The sequence below is a fragment of the Streptomyces sp. TLI_053 genome (genome assembly GCF_900105395.1).
GTDB lineage: Bacteria > Actinomycetota > Actinomycetes > Streptomycetales > Streptomycetaceae > Kitasatospora.
Genome location: NZ_LT629775.1, coordinates 7,168,874 through 7,190,557, shown reverse-complemented (window position 1 = coordinate 7,190,557; position 21,684 = coordinate 7,168,874). Strand labels below are relative to the sequence as shown.

Annotated in this window: 22 protein-coding genes; 1 reads left to right on the top strand and 21 read right to left on the bottom strand. The window is 72.3% G+C overall.

What is annotated here, in order from left to right:
• Positions 1 to 9: 9 nt before the first annotated feature.
• From BLU95_RS30070 to arc, 19 genes are all read right to left on the bottom strand, one after another.
• A complete protein-coding gene (locus BLU95_RS30070) occupies positions 10 to 873 on the bottom strand; it encodes a dihydrodipicolinate synthase family protein (RefSeq protein WP_400755198.1) in 864 nt (287 codons plus the stop codon).
• A 181-nt stretch (positions 874 to 1,054) separates the two neighbouring features.
• A complete protein-coding gene (locus tag BLU95_RS30065) occupies positions 1,055 to 2,584 on the bottom strand; it encodes an FAD/NAD(P)-dependent oxidoreductase (RefSeq protein WP_093862740.1) in 1,530 nt (509 codons plus the stop codon).
• Positions 2,565 to 2,885 (bottom strand): (2Fe-2S)-binding protein, encoded by a 321-nt coding sequence (locus BLU95_RS30060; protein WP_030395919.1) that lies wholly within the window; start codon positions 2,883 to 2,885, stop codon positions 2,565 to 2,567. The genes BLU95_RS30065 and BLU95_RS30060 overlap by 20 nt, the downstream gene beginning before the upstream one ends.
• A gap of 220 nt (positions 2,886 to 3,105) precedes the next feature.
• Positions 3,106 to 4,275 (bottom strand): NAD(P)/FAD-dependent oxidoreductase, encoded by a 1,170-nt coding sequence (locus tag BLU95_RS30055; protein WP_093862739.1) that lies wholly within the window; start codon positions 4,273 to 4,275, stop codon positions 3,106 to 3,108.
• Positions 4,276 to 4,403: 128 nt separating this feature from the next.
• A complete protein-coding gene (tatC, locus tag BLU95_RS30050; protein ID WP_093862738.1) occupies positions 4,404 to 5,294 on the bottom strand; it encodes a twin-arginine translocase subunit TatC in 891 nt (296 codons plus the stop codon).
• A 121-nt stretch (positions 5,295 to 5,415) separates the two neighbouring features.
• Complete coding sequence (gene tatA, locus BLU95_RS30045; protein WP_093862737.1) at positions 5,416 to 5,736, bottom strand: Sec-independent protein translocase subunit TatA; 321 nt, start codon at positions 5,734 to 5,736, stop codon at positions 5,416 to 5,418.
• 199 nt (positions 5,737 to 5,935) lie between these two features.
• Positions 5,936 to 6,115: a hypothetical protein gene (locus tag BLU95_RS30040; RefSeq protein ID WP_093862736.1), complete on the bottom strand. Its 180-nt coding sequence runs from the start codon at positions 6,113 to 6,115 to the stop codon at positions 5,936 to 5,938.
• Between the two features lie 138 nt (positions 6,116 to 6,253).
• Positions 6,254 to 6,460 (bottom strand): hypothetical protein, encoded by a 207-nt coding sequence (locus BLU95_RS30035; RefSeq protein WP_231977872.1) that lies wholly within the window; start codon positions 6,458 to 6,460, stop codon positions 6,254 to 6,256.
• Between the two features lie 27 nt (positions 6,461 to 6,487).
• Positions 6,488 to 7,444, bottom strand: a complete 957-nt coding sequence (locus tag BLU95_RS30030) for a helix-turn-helix transcriptional regulator (protein ID WP_030395913.1) — start codon at positions 7,442 to 7,444, stop codon at positions 6,488 to 6,490.
• A complete protein-coding gene (locus tag BLU95_RS30025) occupies positions 7,441 to 8,454 on the bottom strand; it encodes a helix-turn-helix transcriptional regulator (RefSeq protein ID WP_093862735.1) in 1,014 nt (337 codons plus the stop codon). The genes BLU95_RS30030 and BLU95_RS30025 overlap by 4 nt, the downstream gene beginning before the upstream one ends.
• A 179-nt stretch (positions 8,455 to 8,633) precedes the next feature.
• A complete protein-coding gene (locus BLU95_RS30020) occupies positions 8,634 to 9,014 on the bottom strand; it encodes an FKBP-type peptidyl-prolyl cis-trans isomerase (RefSeq protein ID WP_093862734.1) in 381 nt (126 codons plus the stop codon).
• 143 nt (positions 9,015 to 9,157) lie between these two features.
• A complete protein-coding gene (locus tag BLU95_RS30015) occupies positions 9,158 to 10,471 on the bottom strand; it encodes an FKBP-type peptidyl-prolyl cis-trans isomerase (RefSeq protein ID WP_093862733.1) in 1,314 nt (437 codons plus the stop codon).
• Positions 10,472 to 10,806: 335 nt separating this feature from the next.
• Complete coding sequence (locus tag BLU95_RS30010) at positions 10,807 to 11,799, bottom strand: FKBP-type peptidyl-prolyl cis-trans isomerase (protein ID WP_093862732.1); 993 nt, start codon at positions 11,797 to 11,799, stop codon at positions 10,807 to 10,809.
• 215 nt (positions 11,800 to 12,014) lie between these two features.
• Entirely contained in the window at positions 12,015 to 13,376 is a 1,362-nt protein-coding gene (gene pafA / locus BLU95_RS30005) for a Pup--protein ligase (protein WP_093862731.1), read from the bottom strand.
• A 122-nt stretch (positions 13,377 to 13,498) separates the two neighbouring features.
• Positions 13,499 to 14,266, bottom strand: coding sequence for a proteasome subunit alpha (prcA, locus tag BLU95_RS30000; protein WP_093862730.1), 768 nt, complete (start codon positions 14,264 to 14,266; stop codon positions 13,499 to 13,501).
• Between the two features lie 31 nt (positions 14,267 to 14,297).
• Positions 14,298 to 15,137, bottom strand: a complete 840-nt coding sequence (gene prcB / locus BLU95_RS29995) for a proteasome subunit beta (protein WP_093862729.1) — start codon at positions 15,135 to 15,137, stop codon at positions 14,298 to 14,300.
• A 184-nt stretch (positions 15,138 to 15,321) separates the two neighbouring features.
• Entirely contained in the window at positions 15,322 to 15,540 is a 219-nt protein-coding gene (locus BLU95_RS29990; protein ID WP_030299936.1) for a ubiquitin-like protein Pup, read from the bottom strand.
• Positions 15,541 to 15,714: 174 nt separating this feature from the next.
• The gene (gene dop, locus BLU95_RS29985) at positions 15,715 to 17,226 is read right to left on the bottom strand and encodes a depupylase/deamidase Dop (RefSeq protein WP_093862728.1); all 1,512 of its coding nucleotides are present in this window, start codon (positions 17,224 to 17,226) and stop codon (positions 15,715 to 15,717) included.
• A 217-nt stretch (positions 17,227 to 17,443) separates the two neighbouring features.
• Positions 17,444 to 19,210 carry a proteasome ATPase gene (arc, locus tag BLU95_RS29980; protein ID WP_093862727.1) on the bottom strand — a complete coding sequence of 589 codons (1,767 nt, stop codon included), beginning with the start codon at positions 19,208 to 19,210 and terminating at the stop codon, positions 17,444 to 17,446.
• A gap of 290 nt (positions 19,211 to 19,500) precedes the next feature.
• Between arc and BLU95_RS29975 the strand changes: the two genes are divergently transcribed.
• Positions 19,501 to 19,797, top strand: a complete 297-nt coding sequence (locus tag BLU95_RS29975; protein WP_375983339.1) for a ferredoxin — start codon at positions 19,501 to 19,503, stop codon at positions 19,795 to 19,797.
• Positions 19,798 to 19,985: 188 nt separating this feature from the next.
• Here the strand turns inward: BLU95_RS29975 and BLU95_RS29970 are convergent, their stop codons facing one another.
• Both BLU95_RS29970 and BLU95_RS29965 read right to left on the bottom strand, forming a co-directional pair.
• A complete protein-coding gene (locus BLU95_RS29970; protein ID WP_093862725.1) occupies positions 19,986 to 20,591 on the bottom strand; it encodes a hypothetical protein in 606 nt (201 codons plus the stop codon).
• Between the two features lie 130 nt (positions 20,592 to 20,721).
• Positions 20,722 to 21,681: a tRNA (adenine-N1)-methyltransferase gene (locus BLU95_RS29965; RefSeq protein WP_093862724.1), complete on the bottom strand. Its 960-nt coding sequence runs from the start codon at positions 21,679 to 21,681 to the stop codon at positions 20,722 to 20,724.
• Between the last annotated feature and the right edge of the window lie 3 nt (positions 21,682 to 21,684).

Below are 21,684 nucleotides of genomic sequence, written 5' to 3'. Positions count from 1 at the left end.
CGGTCCGGGTCAGGCGAGGCCCTCGGCCAGCGCCTTCTCGGTGGCCGCGCGGACGGCCGCCTCGATCTCCGGCGTCAGCGGCAGGCGCGGCGCGCGGGTCGGACCGCCGGGGCGGCCGGCGATGTCCATGGAGAGCTTGATCGCCTGGACGAACTCGGTCTTGGAGTCCCAGCGCAGCAGCGAGTGCAGCGACTTGTACAGCGGCAGCGCGGTGCCCAGGTCGTGGGCGATCGCGGCCTTGTACAGCGCGGCGCTCGCCTCCGGCAGCGCGTTCGGGTAACCGGCGATCCAGCCGACGGCGCCGGCCAGGGCCAGCTCCAGCAGCACGTCGTCGGCGCCGATCAGCAGGTCCAGGCCCGGGGCCAGCTCCGCGATCTCGTAGGCCCGGCGGACGTCGCCGCTGAACTCCTTGACCGCGACGATCGAGCCCTCGGCGTGCAGCTCGGCGAGCAGCGCCGGAACCAGGTCGACCTTGGTGTCGATCGGGTTGTTGTAGGCGACGATCGGCACGCCGGCCTTGGCGACCTCGGCGTAGTGCCCGCGGACGGCGTCGTGGTCGGCCCGGTAGGCGTTCGGCGGCAGCAGCAGCACGGAGCCGGCGCCGGCCTCGGCGGCCTGCTCGGCCCAGCGGCGGGACTCGGCGCTGCCGTAGGCGGCGACGCCGGGCATCACGCGGGAGCCGTCACCGGCGGCCTCGACCGCGACCTCGACGACCTTGGCGCGCTCCTCGGCGGTCAGGGTCTGGTACTCGCCGAGCGAGCCGTTGGGGACGACACCGTCGCAACCCGACTCGATCAGCCAGCGGACGTGGTCGGCGTACGCGTCGTAGTCGACGGAGAGGTCCGGGCGCAGCGGGAGCGTGGTGGCGACCATGATGCCGCGCCAGGGCCGGGTGGTGTCGTGCGAGATCTGGGACACGGATGACTCCTTGGTGAGGTGTGACATTTTATTAGAAGGCGCGCGGTGGAGACAAGAGCCACCACCGGGCGTTTTCGGTCGGATTCGGACCGACCGGCCGACGGGGAGCGGCCGGTCGGTCCGAATCCGGCCGGTGCTACCGGTCCTGCCGGTCGTCCTGGTGGTCCCGATGGCCCTGGTGGTCCTCGTGCCCCTCGTCGGCCCGGTGGTCCGGGCCGTCCGGATCGCCCCGCTCGGCCGCGAGTTGCCCGAGCGGAACGGGGCAGGAGAACGGCCGGCTGTCCGGCCGGACCTCGGCCCGGTCGGCGCCGCCCGCCAGGCAGGCCACCGCCGGACCGCACATCCGGCCCTGGCACCAGCCCATCCCGGCCCTGGTCAGCAGCTTGACGGTGCGCGCGTCGCCCGCGCCCAGCTCGTCCACCGCCTCCTTGATCCGCCCGGCCGGGACCTCCTCGCAGCGGCAGACATCGGTGTCCTCCCGCAGCCAGTCGGTCCAGCCCGGGCCGGGCCGGTGCGCGGCGGCCATCAGCTCGGCGAAGGCCCGCAGCCGGGAGCGGCGGCGCAGCAGCGCGGCCCGGACCGGCCGGTCCGCGACCGCGTGCGCCGCCAGCTCGCCCTCGGCGATCGCGAGGTCGGCGCCGCCGACACCGCAGGCCTCGCCGGCCGCCCAGAGCCCGGGCACGGTGGTCCGCAGACGGGCGTCGACCTCGAGCGCGGCCGTTCCGTCGGGAGTGGTCCTGGTGGCCGCGCCCAGCTCGGTGGCCAGCTCGATCTGCGGCACCAGACCGTGGCCGACGGCGAGCGCGTCGCAGGCGATCCGCCGCTCGGTACCGGGCACCGGACGCCACTGGGCGTCCAGCCGGGCCACCGTCACGGCGGTGACCCGGTCGGTGCCGTGCGCCTCGACCACCGCGCTGCGCGGCCGCAGCCGGACGCCGTGGCGCAGCAGCGCCGAACCGTGCCCGGCGCCCTCGACCAGCTTGGCCGGGACAGCGGCCAGCACGCCGGGGCGCCGGGCGTACCCGAGGTACGCGGTGGCCTCCACCACGGCCGGCACCTCGGCGCCGGCCGTGACCAGGGAGGAGGCCGCCGCGAGCAGCAGCGGGCCGCTGCCCGCCACCACGATCCGTCGGCCGGGCAGCACCAGACCGGCCTTGAGCATGGCCTGCGCGCCGCCCGCGGTGACCACCCCGGGCAGGGTCCAGCCGGGGAAGGGCAGCTGCCGCTCGTACGCGCCGGTGGCGAGCAGGACGGCGGCGGCGCGGACGGTGGTCCGGTCGTCGGCGTCCGGGCCGGTGGTGGCGTGCAGCCGCCAGTCGCCGTCCCCGGCCCGCTCCAGCGCCCAGACCTGGTGGCCGGTGAGCAGTTCGACCCGGCCGGCCGCGCGATGGGCGGCGAGCCGGTCGGAGAGGCCGGTGTAGACGGACCAGCCGTGGTGCAGCCGGTCGGGGCGGGCGGCGCCGAGGCCGGGCGCGGGGTGGCGGTAGAACTGCCCGCCGGTGCTCCGGCCGGCGTCGACCAGGACGCAGCGCAGGCCGAGGTCGGCGGCGGTCACGGCGGCGGCGAGGCCGCCGGGGCCGGCGCCGATCACCGCGAGATCGTGGCACGGGCCGCCGGGGCGGTGGGGCCCCGGGGACTGCGCGGGCTCAGACTTCGAGGTCGGCACGGCCGTGGCCCTCCTGGGTGGTGACGGTGGTGCCGGGCTCGGCCGGCAGCAGGCAGGTGCGCTGGTTGGGCCGCCCGTCGACGGTGGCCAGGCAGTCGAAGCAGGCGCCGATGCCGCAGAACGCCCCGCGCGGCTTCCCGCCGACCCGGGTGGTGCGCCAGGCCAGCACGCCGTCGGCCCAGAGGGCGGCGGCGATCGTCTGCCCGGGCAGCGCGGGCACGGGCCGACCGTCGAAGTCGATGGTGTGGGCGGGCCCGGGCTCGGCCCGGACCAGCTCCGCGGGGGTGCGGGTACGGCGCATGGGTGGGGGTTCTCCGTTCAGCTCACGAGCCGGTCGTGGGATTGGCGAGGGGGGTACCGGGAGGCGGGCGGCCCCGGGGGGAAGCGGGTCCGGGCACCCGCGGCGCCGCGTACCCGGCCGGCACACCGGGTACCTGCGGCGCCGCCCCGCGGGTGTCCGCGCACTTTGCAAAGTGCACTTTGCAAAGTCCTCGCGCACTTTGCAAAGTGCGCGGGACCCCTCAGGCGGCGGCGTCCGCCGCCGGGAAGCGGTCGGGCCGGAAGGGCGCGAGGTCGCGTTCCGGGTCCTTGCCGGTGAGCTGCTGGGCGATCAGCGCCCCGGTGCCCGGGGCCAGCCCGATGCCGGCGCCCTCGTGGCCGCAGGCGTGGTACAGGCCGGGCACCCGGGGGTCGGCGCCGATCGCGGGCAGGTGGTCCGGAAGGTACGGACGGAAGCCCCGGTAGGCGCGCATCACGTTCACCCCGGCCAGCACCGGGAACAGCGCGGCCGCCTGGGCCGCCAGCCGGTGCAGCACCTCGACCGAGAGGGTGCGGTCGAAGCCGACCCGCTCGCGGCTGGCGCCGATCAGCACCGGCCCGCCCGGCGTCCCCTCGACCACGGCCGAGGTCTGCAGGGCGGCCGAGCCGCTGGCGACGTCGGCCACGTAGTCGGCGGCGTACACCTTGTGCCGGACGATCCGCGGCAGCGGCTCGGTCACCAGGACGAACCCGCGCCGCGGCAGCACCGGCAGCCCGACGCCGGCCAACGCGGCCAGCTCCCCGCCCCAGGTGCCGGCGGCGTTGACCACCGCGGCCGCGTCCAGCCGCCGCCGCTCGGTCTCGACCCCGCGGACGGCACCGTCGGCGCCGATCCGCACCGCCCGGACGGCCTCGCCGGTGTACAGCCGGGCACCCGCGCGCCGAGCCGCACGCAGCAGCTGCGCGGCGGCCAGCGCGGGCTGGACCTGGGCGTCCTGGGGGTAGTGGAATCCTCCGGCCAGCCCGGGGGCGAGGTGCGGCTCCAGCTCGCGGAGCCGCTCGCCGGGGACCTCCTCGGCGAGGACGCCGGAGCCGGCCTGCCCGGCCGCGAACGCGCGCAGCGCCTCCTGCCGTTCGGGCGTACCGGCGACCACCAGGCCGCCCTTGTCCTCGTACTCGACGGCGGCACCGAACTCGGCGGCGAGTTCGCGCCAGAGCCCGCCCGAGTACAGGGCGAGGTCGAGCTCGGGACCGGGCTCCTTGTCGGAGACGAGCAGGTTGCCCTCGCCGGCGCCGGTGGTGCCGCCGGCGACCGGGCCGCGGTCGACGACGTCGACGGCGAGTCCGGCCCGCGCGGCGTAGTACGCGCAGGCGGCGCCGACGACGCCGGCTCCGACCACCACGACATCCGGGAGTCTCTGTGAGTAGGACACGCCAGTAATATGTCACATGCCATCGAACCTGCCAAGACTGTCCGGGCAAGATCGGGCGAGTCGCACCAAAAAGCCCCGGCCCACCGCGGAACGGTGGGCCGGGGCTCGGCGGGATCACCCGCGACGGATCAGGTGATGTCGTCCATCTGCTCCTGCCGCGCGGCCGGCACATGACCGGAGGCGCTCGGCGTGGCGGAGGCCTCGATCGCCTCGGCCCCGGCGACCGGTGCCACCGAGAGGTCCACGTGCGAGGCCTCCTCGTCGTCCAGCGCGAGGTCCGGGTTGCGCCGGGCCCGACGGCGGTCGTTCAGCATCGCCACACCGACCGCGACGAAGTACAGGCCCCAGATCGGCGCCGCCAGCGCCAGCATGCTCAGCGGGTCGGCACTCGGCGTCGCGAAGGCCGCGAACACGGTGATGCCCATCACCATGCCGCGCCACCAGCCGAGCAGCCGCTTCCCGGTGACGACGCCGACCAGGTTCAGCATGACCAGCAGCAGCGGGAACTCGAAGGCCAGACCGAACACCAGCACCAGGCGGGTGGCGATGTCGAAGTAGTCCGCGGGCGGCAGGATCGGCGTGGTCTCGTTCGGGGTGAACGAGATCAGGACCTCGACGGTCAGCGGCAGCAGCATGATCGCCAGCGCCACACCGGCCAGGAACAGCGGCGCGCCGCAGGCCAGGAAGATGACGGTGTACTTGCGCTCGTGCTTGTGCAGACCGGGCGCCACGAAGGCCCACAGCTGGTACAGCCAGACCGGCACGGTCGCGACCACGGCCGCGGTCAGCGCGACCTTGAGCATCCAGTTGAAGCCCGCGGTCAGACCGATGGTCGAGACCTGGGCGCAGCGGCCCTTGGTGGACGCGATCGTGTCCGGGTTGCACTGCGGCAGCGGCTTGAGCAGGAACGTCTCGATCTGCTTGTGGAAGATCAGCGCGATGATCGTGAACAGCACGATCGCCAGGACCGATTTGACCACGCGGTTGCGCAGTTCCCGCAGGTGGTCGGCGAGGGCCATCCGCCCCTCGGGATCCTTGGCCGTCTTCGGCGCCTTTGTGAGCTTGCTCAACCCCGGTCCTCAACTCGTGCGTCGGGGCCCGCCGGTCGGCGGGCCTCCAGTGGTGGCGTGCGGCGCGCGTTCAGCGCGTCCCGCCCTCCGGGGCGGAGTGACTCGCGGACTGGCCGGCGGACTGCCCGGCGGACGGCTCGCTCACCGGGCGGGCGCCTGCGGACGCGCCCGGGGCGGACTGGATGGTCTTCGCGGCGACACCCTCGGCCGCCGCCGGGGCGGGCGCGGCCGGGGTGTCGGCGGAGCCGTCGGTGCGCATCGCCTTGGCCTCGCTCTTGAGGATCCGGGCCGACTGGCCGAGCGAGCGTGCCAGGTCCGGCAGCCGCTTGGCGCCGAAGAGCACAATGGCAATGACCGCGACCACCAGGATCGCGGTGAACGAGACCCGCATGCTCGACCACCTTCAGTCTCGGCGGCACCGACCGGGCCGCTCGCTGCGGGGATGGTAACCGCTGCGGATGACACCGTGACGACGGCCGCCCGAACAGGACAGCGGCCCCCCGTCCGTCTTCAGGAGCCATCTGAGAGCGTAACGCGCCCCTACCGCCGAGCAGCAGCCCCCCGCGTCCGCCGGACCGGACTCCCCGGGCTCAGGGGCGGGCCGCCGCCGAGGCCGCGAGGTCCTCGGCCGCCTCGGCCAGCGCCCGGGAGGCCGTGTCCACTCCCTCGGCCAGCGCCCGCACGTCCAGCCAGAGCCGGACCGCGAGGACACCGAGCACCAGCAGGCCGGCGGTGACGAGGAGGACTGCGGCGACGGGCATCCAGGACATGGCCCCACCCTATCGGCCCGCCCGCGCCCGGGAACGCGCCGCCCGGACCGCGCCGCCGGGTGCCCCGCACCGCGGACCCGCCGCCGGGCCGGGGGCCGGGGCCGGCGATGTGCGCTGCTGCACGGCCCCCGCCCCGGCTCACTGCTCGGCCGGCACCAGCCGCATGGTCCGCACCCCGGCCTCGGTCAGCGCCGCGACGATCTTCTCCCCGGCCGGCTTGCGCACCGCCGCCCCGCACAGCGGGCAGGAGAAGCTGTAGTGCGTCCGGTCCGCCGTGCGGCCGAAGGTCAGCCGGAACCCCTCGGCCGGCACCTCGACCTTCTCCCGGCACTCGGAGCAGTACACCTTGAATCTGGTACCGGGCTCCACGGCTCAGACCAGCCCGTCACCGTAGTGGGCGAGCGCCTCCAGTGCCGCGGCCCGGGCCTGCTCGACGAGCGCGGGCGGGGAGACGATCCGCCCGTCCCGGCCCAGCCGCAGGGCCAGCGGCCGCAGCTGCGAGGGGTCGGCGCTGCGCAGGGTGATCCGCAGTCCGCCGTCGGGCAGTTCCTCGGCGTGGTCGTGGGTGTAGTACTCGGCGACCCAGCGCCCGCCGGAGGAGACCTCGACGACGACCTCGGGGTCGTCGGCGGAGGGGTTGACCAGTCCGCCGGAGAGGTCGCGCGGCTCGCGCTTGGGCGGGTCGGCGGGGACGTCGAGGACCTTGATCTCGGCGACCCGGTCGAGCCGGAACATCCGGTGGTCCTCGGAGGTCCGGCACCAGGCCTCGAGGTAGGTGTGGCCCTCGGTGAGCAGCCGGATCGGGTCGACCTCGCGCTCGGTCATGCCGCCGCGCCCGTGCGAGTAGTAGCGCAGCCAGAGCCGGCGGCCCTCGCTGAGGGCGCGGTCGATGTCGGCGAAGACGTGGCTCTCGGCCTCGAAGGTGACGCCGACCCGGGCGCTGCCCTCGGCGCTCTCCCCCGCCGCGTTCTCGATCTTGGCGACGGCCCGGGTGAGGGCCTCGCGGTCGCCGGCCCGCAGGCCGGGCAGACCGGCGACGGCGCGGGCGGCGACCAGCAGGGCGGTCGCCTCGTCGGCGGCGAGGCGCAGCGGCTGCGCGACGTCGTCGACGTTGTGCCACCAGATCCGCTCGCCGTCGGTGTCGATGTCGAGCAGGTCGCCGCCGCGGAAGCTGGTGCCGCACATCGGGAGCACGTTGAGGTCGGCGATGAGTTCGCGCTCGCTGATGCCGAAGGCGCGGGCGACCTCGGCCACCTCGGCGCCGGGGCGCTCGCGCAGGTAGGTGACCAGCGAGAGCATCCGCCGGGTCTGGTCGATCGCGTTGCTCATGCCCGCACGTCCTCGGTCTCGGTGCTGTCCACTCCGGCGGTGCCGGCCGCCCCCGCGCCGGCCACCGCGCGCAGCCGGTCGACGACGTCCGCCCGCAGTTCCTCGGGGCCGACGACGAGCACGTCGGGCCCGAACTCGGCGAGGTCGGCGCCGAGCCCGTTGCCGAAGGGGATGTCGAGCTCGTCCCAGGTGTCGTCGATCCGGCGGGTGCCGAGCGCCTTGGTGCGCAGCGGGAAGCCGGCGCCGCGGCGGACCCGGACGACGGCGGTGGCGGTGGCGCCCTCGCCGGCGAACTTGGCGACGGTGGCGCGGACGTCGACGTGCTCGGGCACGGTGCCGAGGAAGGCGCCGGACCGGGCGCGGACCTTGCCGGTGATCCGGCCGAGCCGGAACACCCGGGCGTCCTCGCGGTCGCGGTCCCAGCCGGCCAGGTACCAGTGGCCGCGCCAGCATTCCAGGGCCCAGGGCTCGACGCTGCGCTGCTGGGCGGCGGCGGCACCGGCCTTGCGGTAGTCGAAGGTGACCGGGCGGCGGTCGCGGGCGGCGGTGAGCAGCGGTTCGAACGCGGCTTCGCGGGCGGGGATGCGCGGTTCGAGGGCGGGTCGGCCCTCGGTCTCGGTGAACGGGACGCCGGCGGCGCGCAGCTTCTGGAGGGCGCCGCTGGCGGCGCCGGACATCTTGGCCTGCTGCCAGACGCGGGCGGCCAGGGTGAGCGCGGCGGCTTCCTCGGCGTCGAGGGCGATCTCCGGCAGGCGGTTGCGGTCGGCGCGGGCGAGGTAGCCGAGTTCGCCGTCGAGGGCGTTCTCGTCGACGTCGATGACCAGTCCGAGTTCGCGCAGGTCGTCCTTGTCCCGCTCGAACATCCGGTTGAAGGCTTCCTCGCTGCTGTGCTGCCAGGCTTCGCGGTAGGCCTCGATGGATTCCCGCAGCTCCTTCTTGGAGAGCGGACGTCTGGTGTTCATCAGGCACAGGGCGAGATTCATCAGCCGCTCTGCCTTGGCGATCGCCATCGCTGACCCTTCCGGTGTGCCGCGCCGCGCGCGGGGTGTGCCCGCCGGGCGTCGTGGACCCGGCGGGACCGACCGTACCGGTAGCGGTACGCGGTGCAAAAGCCGAGTCCGGGAACGCGTGGGGCCGCACCCCGCGGACGGGGTGCGGCCCTGGTGGTCCGCGCTTCTGCGGGGTGTGCTCAGACGCCGATCAGGTCGACCACGAAGATCAGGGTCGAGCCGGCCGGGATGAGCGGGCTCGGCGACTGGTTGCCGTAGGCCAGGTGCGGCGGGATGACCAGCTCGCGGCGGCCGCCGACCTTCATGCCGGCGACGCCCTGGTCCCAGCCCTTGATGACGCGGCCGCCACCGAGCGGGAACTTGAAGGTCGAGCCGCGGTTCCAGCTGGCGTCGAACTCCTCGCCGGTCGCGAAGGTCACGCCGACGTAGTGGACCTCGACGGTCTGGCCCGGCTTGGCCTCCTCGCCGGTGCCGACGGTGATGTCGCGGATCTGGAGCTCGGTCGGCGCGTCGCCGACCGGGAAGTCGATCTCAGGCTTGCTCACTGTGCCTCTTCTCACGGTTGGTTCGGTCCATGACCAAGCGGCGGGCGCCCGCACCCGGTCCGTTCCCGGACCACGGTACGGGCGCCCGCCGCCGTCCGGGTCCGGCCACGCGGCCGGACCCGGAGGTCACACGCACACCATTGTCACCCGAAAGTGGATCAGCCCTGACCGGCGTCGAGGATGTCGACGACGAAGACCAGCGTGGAGTTGGCCGGGATGTCGCCCTGGGCCTGGTCCTTGTAGCCGAGGGAGGCCGGGATGACCAGCTCGACCCGGCTGCCGATGGTCTGGCCCTCCAGGCCCTGGTCCCAGCCGGCGATGACCTGGCCGCCGCCGAGCGGGAAGGAGAACGCCTGGCCCTTGCTGAGCGAGGAGTCGAAGACCTTGCCGTCCTTGAACAGCGCGCCGGTGTACTGGACGAGGATCTTCTCGCCCTTCTCGACCTTGCGGCCCTCGCCCTTGATCAGGACGTGGCTCTTGAGCTCGGTCGGGTCGGCGGCGCCGGGCACCGGGGTGATGTCGGCGGGCTTCTTGCCGTTGTCCTTGACCTGCGGGAAGTCCGCGGGCGGCGGGGTCACGGTGCCGCTGACCACGGCGTCGGGGGCGTTGCTGTTGCGGATGTCGATGACGAAGACCAGGTTGTCCTTCGCCCCGATCGACATGCTGGGGTTGCCCTGGGCGCCGAAGGCGGCGGCCGGCGGGGCGACGACGAGCAGCCGGGAGCCGGCCTTCTTGCCGACGACGGCCTGGTCGAGCGCCGGGATGAGGGCGTCGGTGCCGGCCTGGAAGATCTGCGGCTTGCCCTTGTCGTCGTACGAGGACGGGATGTCCTTGCCGGTGTTCCAGTCCTTGCCGGTGTAGTCGACCGAGGTCCAGGAGTTCTTCTCGACCTTGGGGCCGCTGCCCTCGGAGAGGACCTTCACCACGAAGCTGCCGTCGGCCTGGTCGGCGGGCGGCACCTCGATGGTGGCCTTCTTGCCGAACTCGCCGGTGACGGTCGGCAGCACCTTGGCGCTGTCCTTGATCGGCGGGACGGGCTCGGCGCTCGGCGTGGCCGGGGCGGACTTGGCGGTGTCCGGCTTGGCGGCGGCGCTGTCGTCGGAGGAGCCGTCCTTGTTCACCAGGTACAGGGTGACGGCGCTGCCGATGAGCAGGACGCCCAGGACGGTGCCGAGGATCACACCGAGCCGGCCGACGTTGCCGGGGTTCTCGTCGTACCCGGCCTCGGAGCCGTCCTGGCGGCGGACGGTGGACGCGAAGATCTGCGGGACGTCGTCGGTCTTCGTCCCTGCCGTCCGCGGCGCCTCGTCGGTGCCGCCCCAGCCGGCCTGCTGCCGCAGGATCGCCGGGGGGACGATGATCGACTCGCCGTCGCCCGGGAGCGGGCCGCCGGGCCGCGAGTCGGCCGGGTCTCCGACGGAGTTACCGTGCGCGGTGCCGGACCCGCCCGGGCTCGACTCTTTCTCAGACATGACTCCCCATCCATCTCGCCACGAGGTATTCGAGGTCTACGGCCGGCGTGGTGGCGCCGGGGTGCTGTCGCACTGCCCGCCCGGACCCCGGACGCCGGCGGCGCCTACCACAGTGCGAGGGCAGTATGACAGGTCAGGATGAGGGCGGGCGCTTCCGTGTGCGAGCGCCCGCCCAAGCGTACGGAATCCCCCCGGGCCGGAACCAGCCCGGGGGAAGGATCTCCGTGTTCCCCGCGTCGGCGCGGTCCGGCAGAAGGTCCGGCGGAACGTCCGGCGGAACGTCCGGCAGAAGGTCCGGGAAGCGTCCGCCGAGAGGCTCCCGAACCTGACGGACGCTAGACCGCTTCCAGGATGTCGATCACGAAGACCAGGGTGGAGTTCGGCGGCACGGCGCCCTGCGCCTGGTCCTTGTACCCGAGGGCCGGCGGCACCACGAGTTCGACCCGGCTGCCGACGGTCTGCCCGACCAGCCCCTTGTCCCAGCCCTCGATGACGCTGCCGGTGCCGATCTGCAGGGCCTGCGCCCCGCCGTGGCTCCAGGAGGAGTCGAACTGCTGGCCGTTGGCCCACAGCACCCCGGTGTACTGCACGACCAGGGTCTGCCCGGACTTGACCTGCTTGCCCTCGCCCTTGATCAGCACGGCCTGCTGGAGCTCGGTCGGCGGCTCCTGCCCGGCCGGCACGGTGATGGTCACCGCGGCCTTGCCGTTGTCCTTGACCTGCGGCAGGTTGGCCGGCGGCGGCGTCATGGTGCCGGACAGCGTGGCGTCCGGCGGCAGGCTCTCCATGATGTCCAGCACGAAGACCACGGTGTCGCCCCCCGCGACGCCGAGCTGGGTGCTGCCCTGGCTCCCGAACGCGGCGGCGGGCGGTGCGACGACCAGCAGCCGGCTGCCGACCTTCTTGCCGATCACGCTCTGGTCGAAGGCCGGCACCAGCTGGCCGCTGCCCGCCTGGTAGAGCTGCGGCTTGCCGCCGGAGTCGTAGGAACTGGGCAGGTCCTTGCCGGTGGTCCAGTCCTTCGCGGTGTAGTTGACCGTCACCCAGTCGCCCTTGTTGACGGTGGAGCGGTCGCCCTCGCTGACGGTGTTCACCACGAACTGCCCGCTGGGCTGCTGGCCCTCGGGGATGGTGATGGTGGCCTTGCTCCCGAAGCCCCCGCCGGACAGGGTCGGCATCGGCGAGGCCTCGTTCACCGGGGCGGGCACGGTGGGCGCCGCGCTGGGCGACGCGCTGGGCGTGACCTGGCTGGCGGGCTTGGTGGAACTGCTGCAGGCCACCGCCAGCAACAGGGGCAGGGTGACAAGCAACCCGGCGGTGCGGCGCACGGCTTTCCTCACTGTCGGTCAAAGTCGGCTCTCCGGAACCGGCTCCGGACTCGACGGACAGCGTATGCGCAGACGGTGTCCGGTCCCGGGAGGCACCACCGGGACCGGACACCGCGAAGATCACATCGGCGGGGGCACCGCTCCCCCGCTCCCGCACGACGGCGGCGCAGGCCGGACACCGGCACCGCGCCGGCCACCGACCGGCCCTCCCGCCGTCACATGCCGGCGATGAGCTTCTCCACCCGCTCGTCGACGGAACGGAACGGGTCCTTGCACAGCACCGTTCGCTGGGCCTGGTCGTTCAGCTTGAGGTGCACCCAGTCGACGGTGAAGTCGCGGCGCTGCTCCTGCGCCCGGCGGATGAAGTCGCCGCGCAGCCGGGCCCGGGTGGTCTGCGGCGGGATCGACTTGGCCTCGAAGGTCTTGAGGTCGGTGGTCACCCGCTGCGCCTGGTTCTTGGCCTGGAGCAGGTAGAACAGGCCGCGGCGACGGTGGATGTCGTGGTAGGCCAGGTCGATCTGGGCGATCCGGGGGTTGCTCATGCTCATCTGGTGCTTCTCGCGGTAGCGCTCGATGAGCTTGTACTTCATGATCCAGTCGATCTCGTCGGCGACCCCGTCGAGCCGTTCGCTACGGACCGCCTCCAGGGTGCGGCCCCACAGGTCGAGGACCCGGGCAATGGTGCCGGTGTTGATGCCCTTGCGGTCGGCGAACTCCAGCGCCTTGGTGTAGTACTCCTCCTGGATGTCCAGGGCGCTGGCCTCCCGGCCGTTGGCGAGCCGGACCTGGTGGGTGCCGGTGAGGTCGTGGCTGACCTCGCGGATCGCCCGGATCGGGTTCTCCAGGGTGAGGTCGCGCATGACCACGCCGGCCTCGATGAGCCGGAGCACCAGGTCGGTGGAGCCCACCTTGAGCAGGGTGGTGGTCTCCGACATGTTGGAGTCGCCGACGATGACGTGCAGCCGGCGGTAGCGCTCGGCGTCGGCGTGCGGCTCGTCGCGGGTGTTGATGATCGGGCGGGAGCGGGTGGTCGCGGAGCTGACGCCCTCCCAGATGTGCTCGGCCCGCTGGCTGACGCAGTAGACCGCGCCGCGCGGGGTCTGCAGCACCTTGCCGGCGCCGCAGATGAGCTGCCTGGTCACCAGGAACGGGATCAGCACGTCCGCCAGCCGGGAGAACTCGCCGTGCCGGGCCACCAGGTAGTTCTCGTGGCACCCGTAGGAGTTGCCGGCCGAGTCGGTGTTGTTCTTGAACAGGTAGACGTCCCCGGCGATGCCCTCCTCGTGCAGCCGCCGCTCGGCGTCCACCAGGAGGCCCTCGAGGATGCGCTCGCCCGCCTTGTCGTGCGTCACGAGCTCGGTGACGTCGTCGCACTCGGGGGTGGCGTACTCGGGGTGGGAGCCCACGTCGAGGTAGAGGCGGGCACCGTTGCGCAGGAACACATTGCTGCTGCGGCCCCAGGAGACTACGCGGCGGAAGAGGTACCGGGCCACCTCGTCCGGGGACAGCCTGCGCTGCCCGCGGAACGTACAGGTGACGCCGTACTCGTTCTCCAGCCCGAAAATTCGGCGGTCCATGGGCCATCCATTCTCTGATGGGAGCTGTCCGAAACCGCCTCCGCGGCGCCGTCGGGGCCGCCGCAGGGGCACCGGGGTCCCCGCGGCGGACGTCGCCGGCCGCCGCGGGGACCCCGCAGGCACTACTGGTCGGAGTCGCCCGGCGGGGTGGCCGCCGGCTTCTCCTCGTCGTCCGTCTCGGCGGACTGGTCGCCGTCGAGCAGCCGGGCGAGCTGACCGCCCAGGATCCGCTTGAACTTGCGCTGCTGGAAGCGCTCGCGGTCGAGGACCGCCACCTCCAGCTGGTCGGGGGTGAGGGTGCGCGGGCTGCCGCCGTTGGGGTCGCGGGCGAGCGAGTCCACGGCGACCTTGATGGCCTCGGTGAGCGAGAAGCCGGCCCGGTGGCGCTGGCCGAGGTAGTTGCCGATCGAGTCGGCGTTCCCGCCGACCACCACGTAGTTCTTCTCGTCGACGACCGAGCCGTCCGGGGTCAGCCGGTAGATCTGGTCGTCCTCGGTGCTGCGGCCGACCTCGGCCACGATCAGCTCGACCTCGTAGGGCTTCTCGCCGACCGAGGAGAAGATCGTGCCGAGCGTCTGGGCGTAGACGTTGGCCAGGCCCCGGGCGGTGACGTCGGCCCGGTCGTAGGTGTAGCCGCGCAGGTCGGCGTAGCGCACGCCGCCGATGCGCAGGTTCTCGAACTCGTTGTAGCGGCCGACCGCCGCGAACGCGATCTGGTCGTAGATCTCGGACACCTTGTGGAGCGCCCGGGAGGTGTTCTCGGCGACGAAGACGATGCCGTCGGCGTAGGTGAGCACGACCACGCTGCGGCCACGCGCGATGCCCTTGCGGGCGTACTCCGCGCGGTCCGCCATGGCCTGCTGGGGGGAGACGTAGAACGGTGTCGACACCGGCGGTCGTCCCTTCCTTCTCGGTTGACGGCTAGAGCAGCGGGGCCTGGGGCCCGTTGGGCTGGGTCAGGCGCTGGTCGGTGATGGAGACGGCGATCTCGGTCACCTCGGCCTCGGTGAGCCGGCGGAAGCCGTCCTCGGTGATCAGCGAGACGATCGGGAAGATCTTGCGGGCGAGGTCGGGGCCACCGGTCGCGGAGTCGTCGTCCGCCGCGTCGTAGAGGGCCTGCACGACCATGGTGGACGCCTGCTGGGCCGTCAGGTCGGCGCGGTGGAGCTTCTTCATCGAGCCGCGGGCGAAGACCGAGCCGGAGCCGGTGGCGGCGAAGCCGCGCTCCTCGGAGCGGCCGCCGGTGACGTCGTAGGTGAAGATCCGGCCGCGGCCGTGGTCGAGGTCGTAGCCGGCGAACATCGGGACGACCGCGAGGCCCTGCATCGCCATGCCCAGGTTGCCCCGGATCATGGTGGTCAGGCGGTTGGCCTTGCCCTCCAGGGAGAGGACGGTGCCCTCGATCTTCTCGTAGTGCTCCAGCTCCAGCTGGAACATCCGGACCATCTCGATCGCGAGGCCGGCGGTGCCGGCGACGCCGACCGCGCTGTACTCGTCGGCGGGGAAGACCTTCTCCATGTCGCGCTGGGCGATCACGTTGCCCATCGTCGCGCGGCGGTCACCGGCCAGGACCACGCCCTTGTCGAAGACCGCGGCGACGATGGTCGTCCCGTGCGGGGCCTCGACGACGCCCTCGGGAAGCCGCTGCCGTCCGGGGATCAGCTCGGGCCGGTAGGCCTCCAGGAAGTCGAGGAACGACGAGGACCCCGGGGTGAGGAAGGCAGCCGGTAGACGCCCGGTGCCACGAGTGTTGGCTTCCACACGATTCCTTCCAGGTAGCTTGAAGCGCGCACTGCCCGACCCTATCGGCCGGGCGATCACTGTCCAGCGGACCCGTGCGCCGGGACCGGGCGGACGGGCGGCTCGCGCCGCCCGTCCGCCGTCATCGGCCGCGACCGTGAATTCCCGGAATGCCCACCGGGCGCCCGGCCGGTTTCCGGTCCGGTTACTGTCCGCCCTTTTGCACGAACTGCCGCACGAAATCCTCGGCGTTCGATTCCAGGACCTCGTCGATTTCGTCCAGAACCGCGTCGACGTCGTCGCTCAGCTTTTCCTGGCGTTCCTTGAGCTCGTCGGAATTCTGCGCTTCCGCGGCCTGCTCCTCGACCTCCTCGGAGGAGCGGTTCGCCCGCTGCTGGCCGCCGCCGGTGTCCTTGCTCGCCATTTACCTCACCCCGCTCGATCATCTGGCACGGTTTGGTCGCTGCTTGCTGCATCGACCCTATACACAAGCTGCGACAATCCGCTTCCGGTTTGCCGGTGGCGCTTCCTGTCCAACACCCGCCGTCCCCCCGGATGATTCCCATTTGCCCGGGCTTCACCCGTGGTGATCGAAAAGTTACCCGCCGGAGAGCACCCGCAGCAGGTCCTCCGCCGTGCGGCAGCGGTCCAGCAGTGCCTTGACGTGGTTGCGGGTGCCGCGCAGCGGCTCCAGGGTGGGGACCCGCTGCAGCGAGTCCCGGCCCGGCAGGTCGAAGATCACCGAGTCCCAGGAGGCCGCCGCGACGTGCTCCGCGTACTGCTCGAGGCAGCGGCCCCGGAAGTACGCCCGGGTGTCCTCCGGCGGCTTGGTGACGGCCCTGACGACCTCTTCCTCGGTCACCAGCCGGTCGAACCGGCCGCGGGCCACCAGGCGGTTGTAGAGGCCCTTCTCGGGCCGCACGTCGCTGTACTGGAGGTCGACCAGGGCGAGCCGCGAGTTGTCCCACTCCAGCCCGTCCCGGTTGCGGTAGCCCTCCAGGAGCTCCCGCTTGGCGATCCAGTCCAGCTGCCGGGAGAGCGACATCGGGTCCCGCTCCAGCCGGCCCAGCACGTCCTCCCAGCGGGCCAGCACGTCCACGGTCTGCTCGTCGGCGTCGGTGCCGAAGCGGTCCTCGACGTACTTGCGGGCCAGCTCGAAGTACTCCAGCTGGAGCTGGACGGCGGTGAGCCGGCGCCCGCTGCGCAGCGTGACCAGGTGCTTCAGCGAGGGGTCGTGGGAGATCCGGTGCAGGGTGCGCACCGGCTGGTCGACGGCCAGGTCCGAGGTGATGAAGGCGTCCTCGATCATGGCCAGCACCAGCGAGGTGGTGCCGAGCTTGAGGTAGGTGGAGATCTCGGAGAGGTTGGCGTCCCCGATGATCACGTGCAGCCGGCGGTATTTCTCGGCGTCGGCGTGCGGTTCGTCGCGGGTGTTGATGATCGGGCGCTTGAGGGTGGTCTCCAGTCCGACCTCGACCTCGAAGAAGTCGGCGCGCTGGCTGATCTGGAAACCGTGCGCGGAGCCGTCCTGCCCGATCCCGATCCGGCCGGCGCCGGTGACCACCTGGCGGGACACGAAGAACGGGGTGAGGTGGCGGACGATGTCGGCGAACGGGGTCGCCCGCTTCATCAGGTAGTTCTCGTGGGTGCCGTAGGAGGCGCCCTTGTTGTCGGTGTTGTTCTTGTACAGGTGGATGGTCTGCCCGTTGGGCAGTTCCAGGGCGCGCTGCGCGGCCGCCGCCATGATCCGTTCGCCGGCCTTGTCCCAGAGCACGGCGTCGCGCGGGTTGGTCACCTCGGGCGAGCTGTACTCGGGGTGCGCGTGGTCCACGTAGAACCGCGCGCCGTTGGTGAGGATGACGTTGGCGAGGCCGATGTCCTCGTCCGTCAGCTGGCTGGCGTCGGCGACGTCCCGCGCGAGGTCGAAGCCCCGGGCGTCGCGCAGCGGATTCTCCTCCTCGAAGTCCCAGCGGGCCCGCCGGGCCCGGTGCATCGCCGCCGCGTACGCGTTGACGATCTGGGACGAGGTGAGCATGGCGTTGGCGTTGGGGTGTCCGGGCACGGAGATCCCGTACTCGGTCTCGATGCCCATCACGCGCCGTACGGTCATGCGGCCCTCCTTGCCCCGGTGCGCCGCCCCCGACGGACGGCACACGCTGACGTACCGCTGATCAACACCGACGCCGGGCCGTCTGCCCGCGAACGGTGGGTCGAGCCTAGAACGCCGTACCGACCGGCGGGCCCCGAGACGCGCCGTCCGGCTGCGGGGCCGCGAGGCGCCACAGCCGGACGGGGTGCGTGCGTTCCGGAGGTCCGGAGCGGAGCGGTTACAGGTACTGCCCGGTGTTGGCGACAGTGTCGATGGAGCGGCCGGACTCGGCGCCCTGCTTGCCGGTGACCAGGGTGCGGATGAAGACGATCCGCTCGCCCTTCTTGCCGGAGATCCGGGCCCAGTCGTCCGGGTTGGTGGTGTTGGGCAGGTCCTCGTTCTCCTTGAACTCGTCCACGCAGGCGTTGAGCAGGTGGGAGACCCGCAGACCGCGCTGGCCGTGGTCGAGGTAGTCCTTGATGGCCATCTTCTTGGCCCGGTCGACGATGTTCTGGATCATCGCGCCGGAGTTGAAGTCCTTGAAGTACAGGACCTCCTTGTCACCGTTGGCGTAGGTGACCTCCAGGAAGCGGTTCTCCTCCGTCTCGGAGTACATCCGCTCCACCACGGACTGGATCATCGCGGCGACGGTGGCCTCGAGCGAGCCGTCGTGCTCCTTGACGTCGTCCGGGTGGAAGGGCAGCGAGCCCTTGAGGTACTTGGAGAAGATGTCCTTGGCCGCCTCGGCGTCCGGGCGCTCGATCTTGATCTTGACGTCCAGGCGGCCGGGCCGCAGGATCGCCGGGTCGATCATGTCCTCGCGGTTCGAGGCGCCGATGACGATGACGTTCTCCAGGCCCTCCACGCCGTCGATCTCGGCGAGCAGCTGGGGGACGATGGTGTTCTCCACGTCCGAGCTGACGCCGGAGCCGCGGGTGCGGAACAGCGACTCCATCTCGTCGAAGAAGACGATGACGGGCGTGCCCTCGCTCGCCTTCTCGCGGGCCCGCTGGAAGACCAGGCGGATCTGCCGCTCGGTCTCGCCGACGTACTTGTTGAGCAGCTCGGGGCCCTTGATGTTGAGGAAGTAGCTCTTCCCCTGGGGCCGGCCGGTGACCTCGGCGACCTTCTTGGCCAGCGAGTTCGCCACCGCCTTGGCGATCAGCGTCTTGCCGCAGCCGGGCGGGCCGTAGAGCAGGACGCCCTTGGGCGGGCGCAGCTCGTACTCCTTGAAGAGGTCGGCGTGCAGGTAGGGCAGCTCGACCGCGTCGCGGATCTGCTCGATCTGGTTGGCGAGGCCGCCGATCTGGCGGTAGTCGATGTCCGGGACCTCTTCGAGGACGAGCTCCTCGACCTCGGCCTTGGGCACGACCTCGTAGACGTAGCCGGAACGCGGTTCCAGCAGGAGGGCGTCCCCCGCCCGGAGGGTGGTCTCGCGCAGCGGTTCGGCCAGCCGCACCACCCGCTCCTCGTCGGTGTGGCCGACGACCAGGGCCCGCTCGCCGTCCTCGAGGACCTCCTTGAGGGTGACGAGGTCGCCGATGCTCTCGAAGGCCATCGCGTCCACGATGTTGAGGGCCTCGTTGAGCATGACTTCCTGGCCGCGCCGCAGTTCGTCGAGGGCGACGTTGGGGCTGACGTTCACGCGGAGCTTGCGGCCGCCGGTGAAGATGTCGGCGGTGCCGTCCTCGTTGGAGCTGAGGAACACGCCGAATCCGGCCGGGGGCTGTGCCAGCCGGTCCACTTCCTCCTTGAGGGCCACGATCTGGTCGCGGGCCTCGCGCAGGGTGGAGGCGAGCCGTTCGTTCTGGGCGGTCACGCCGGCCAGGTTGGTCTGGAGCTCGACGATCCGCTCTTCGAGGATTCTCGAATTGCGCGGCGAGTCGGCGAGCTTGCGGCGCAGTCCGGCGATTTCCTGCTCAAGGTACGAGACCTGAGCGGCCTCGTCGGAACCACGAGCGGGCCTGCCGGTGCTGCGGTTGTAGTCGTCATCGTGGGCTGCCACGGTCCTCACCTCCTCCGGGGAGCTGGACGCTTCCAGACCCTACCTGGGACCAGGGGTCCGTAAACCCCTAGATCAAGAAAGATGGAACGGGCGTGTCCGATCTTCGCCCTCGCGTGCTTCCCCTCTGCTAGGGGGATACCCACCGCGCACCGGCCAAAGCGGACCAGATGTATCGTCGATCGAGTCGATATCCGATCGCGACCGACGCCCCAGGTCCGATCGTTGTACGAATGGCGGGAATGCCCCAGGACGGGGCGTCCCGGGACAGAAACGGCGGACGAAACATGTCGGTGAACGGGACGACGGAGGCGGCCGAGCCGCTGGAGGTCTGGATCGACCAGGACCTGTGCACCGGCGACGGCATCTGCGCGCAGTACGCCCCTGAGGTCTTCGAGCTGGACATCGACGGCCTCGCCTATGTGAAGGGCGAGGACGACGAACTGCGCCAGCAGCCGGGCGAGAGCGTGCCGGTGCCGCTGACGCTGCTTCAGGACGTGGTGGACTCGGTGAAGGACTGCCCCGGCGACTGCATCCACGTGCGCCGGGTCAACGACCGGGTCGAGGTCTTCGGACCCGACGCCGAGTAGGCCGGTACGCGCCATAGGGCGTGTCTTCAAACCCCCGCCGTCCGCCCGAAGGGCGGGCGGCGCGGCGTTGGGGTGCGTGCATCGGCGGCGCCGAGGAGAGAGTCCATGCGGAGCATCGGCGACCGACGAGAAGCCGGCGAGGTGCGTGCCCCGGCGTCGCCCCGCAGGCGCGGGTTTGAAGACACGCCTTAGGTGAGGGCCAGTGGGGCGGCGGTCTGGGAACGGTCCCAGGCGCCGCCCTTGTGCGTCCAGGTGAGGTCGAGCGAGATGTCGGGGGCGAAGCGCGGCACCTCGTCGCTCGAATACCCCTGCGCGTGGCCGGTGATGGCGCCGTCCGAACGCAGCGCGAGCCGGCTGACGATCAGGTTCTCGCGCTCCGAGAGCAGGGTGGCGAGGACGGCGGGACGGCCGCCGGGGCCGGGGCCGAGCAGGAAGACGCCGTCGGGCGGGGTGCCGTTCCCGGCCGCGCAGTGGGCGGCGGCGACGGTGCCGGGCCGGCCGTCGCCGAGGTCGGCGGCGAAGCTGACGGCTATGGTCACCGGGAACGGCCCGCAGTCGAGCGGGAGTTCGGCCCGGGCCGGATCGGGCGCGGCGGCCGCGGGCAGGGCCCTGGGGGTGGGCCGGGCGGGCCCGGTGGTGCCGCCCGCGGGACCGGCGGCGAGCGCGGCCGCCACCACGGCGGCGCAGCCGCCCACCGTGACGCCCCAGTGCCAGGGGGTGGTGCGCCCCCGACCGGGGCCGGTGCGGCCCGTCGCGGTCCGCTGTCCAGCCGTCGTCCCGACCGCGGTCTCCACCAGGCGTCCCCTCCAGTGGTCTGTGTGAGCGAGCATCGTCCCACACCGGGGCGGCCGCGAGGTGTCACGGGTGTGCGGGAACGCGGGAGGGGTGGTACGGCATCGCCGTACCACCCCTCCGGACGGTGTCTCAGCCGAGGTCGACCTGGTCGGCGCTCTCGGCGCGGGCGGCGGCCCGGGCGGCCGCGCGCTCCTGCAGGGTGGGCTCGGGGGCCCCGTTGTCGTACTCCTCGCCGTAGGCGCCCTTGGCCGGACGGCGGCGGCGCAGCGGCGGCTCGACGCCGTCGGCGAGGCGCCGGGCGGTGAGCAGGAAGCCGGTGTGGCCGATCATCCGGTGGTCCGGGCGGACGGCCAGGCCCTCCAGGTGCCAGGTGCGGACCATGGTCTCCCAGGCCTGCGGCTCGGTGTAGGTGCCGTGCTCGCGCAGCGCCTCGACGGTCCTGGACATCTGCGTGGTGGTGGCGACGTAGCAGCAGATCAGGCCGCCGGGGACGAGCGCCTTGGAGGCGACGTCCAGGCACTCCCAGGGGGCGAGCATGTCCAGGATGACGCGGTCGACGTCGTTCTCGACCAGGTTGTCCTGGAGGTCGCCGACGGTGAGCTTCCACGCCGGGTGCGGGCCGCCGAAGTAGCGCTCGACGTTGGACTGCGCGATGTCGGCGAAGTCCTGGCGGCGCTCGTACGAGGCGAGCAGGCCGGTGTCGCCGACCGCGCGCAGCAGGTACGTGGACAGCGCGCCGGAGCCGACGCCGGCCTCGACCACGCGGGCGCCCGGGAAGATGTCGGCCATCGCCAGGATCTGCCCCGCGTCCTTGGGGTAGATCACGGCGGCGCCGCGCGGCATGGACAGGACGTAGTCGGGGAGCAGGGGGCGCAGCGCGAGGTACGGGACGTTCCCCGTGGTGCGCACGACCGTGCCCTCGGGGGCGCCGATCAGCTCGTCGTGGGGGAACGCACCCTTGTGGGTGTGGAACTGGTTCCCGGCCTGGAGCGTGAACGTGTAGTGGCGGCCCTTGGGGTCGGTCAGCTGGACCTGGTCCCCGACCTGGAAGGGCCCGCGTCGGCGGGTGGCACCGGTCGGTTCGGACATGCG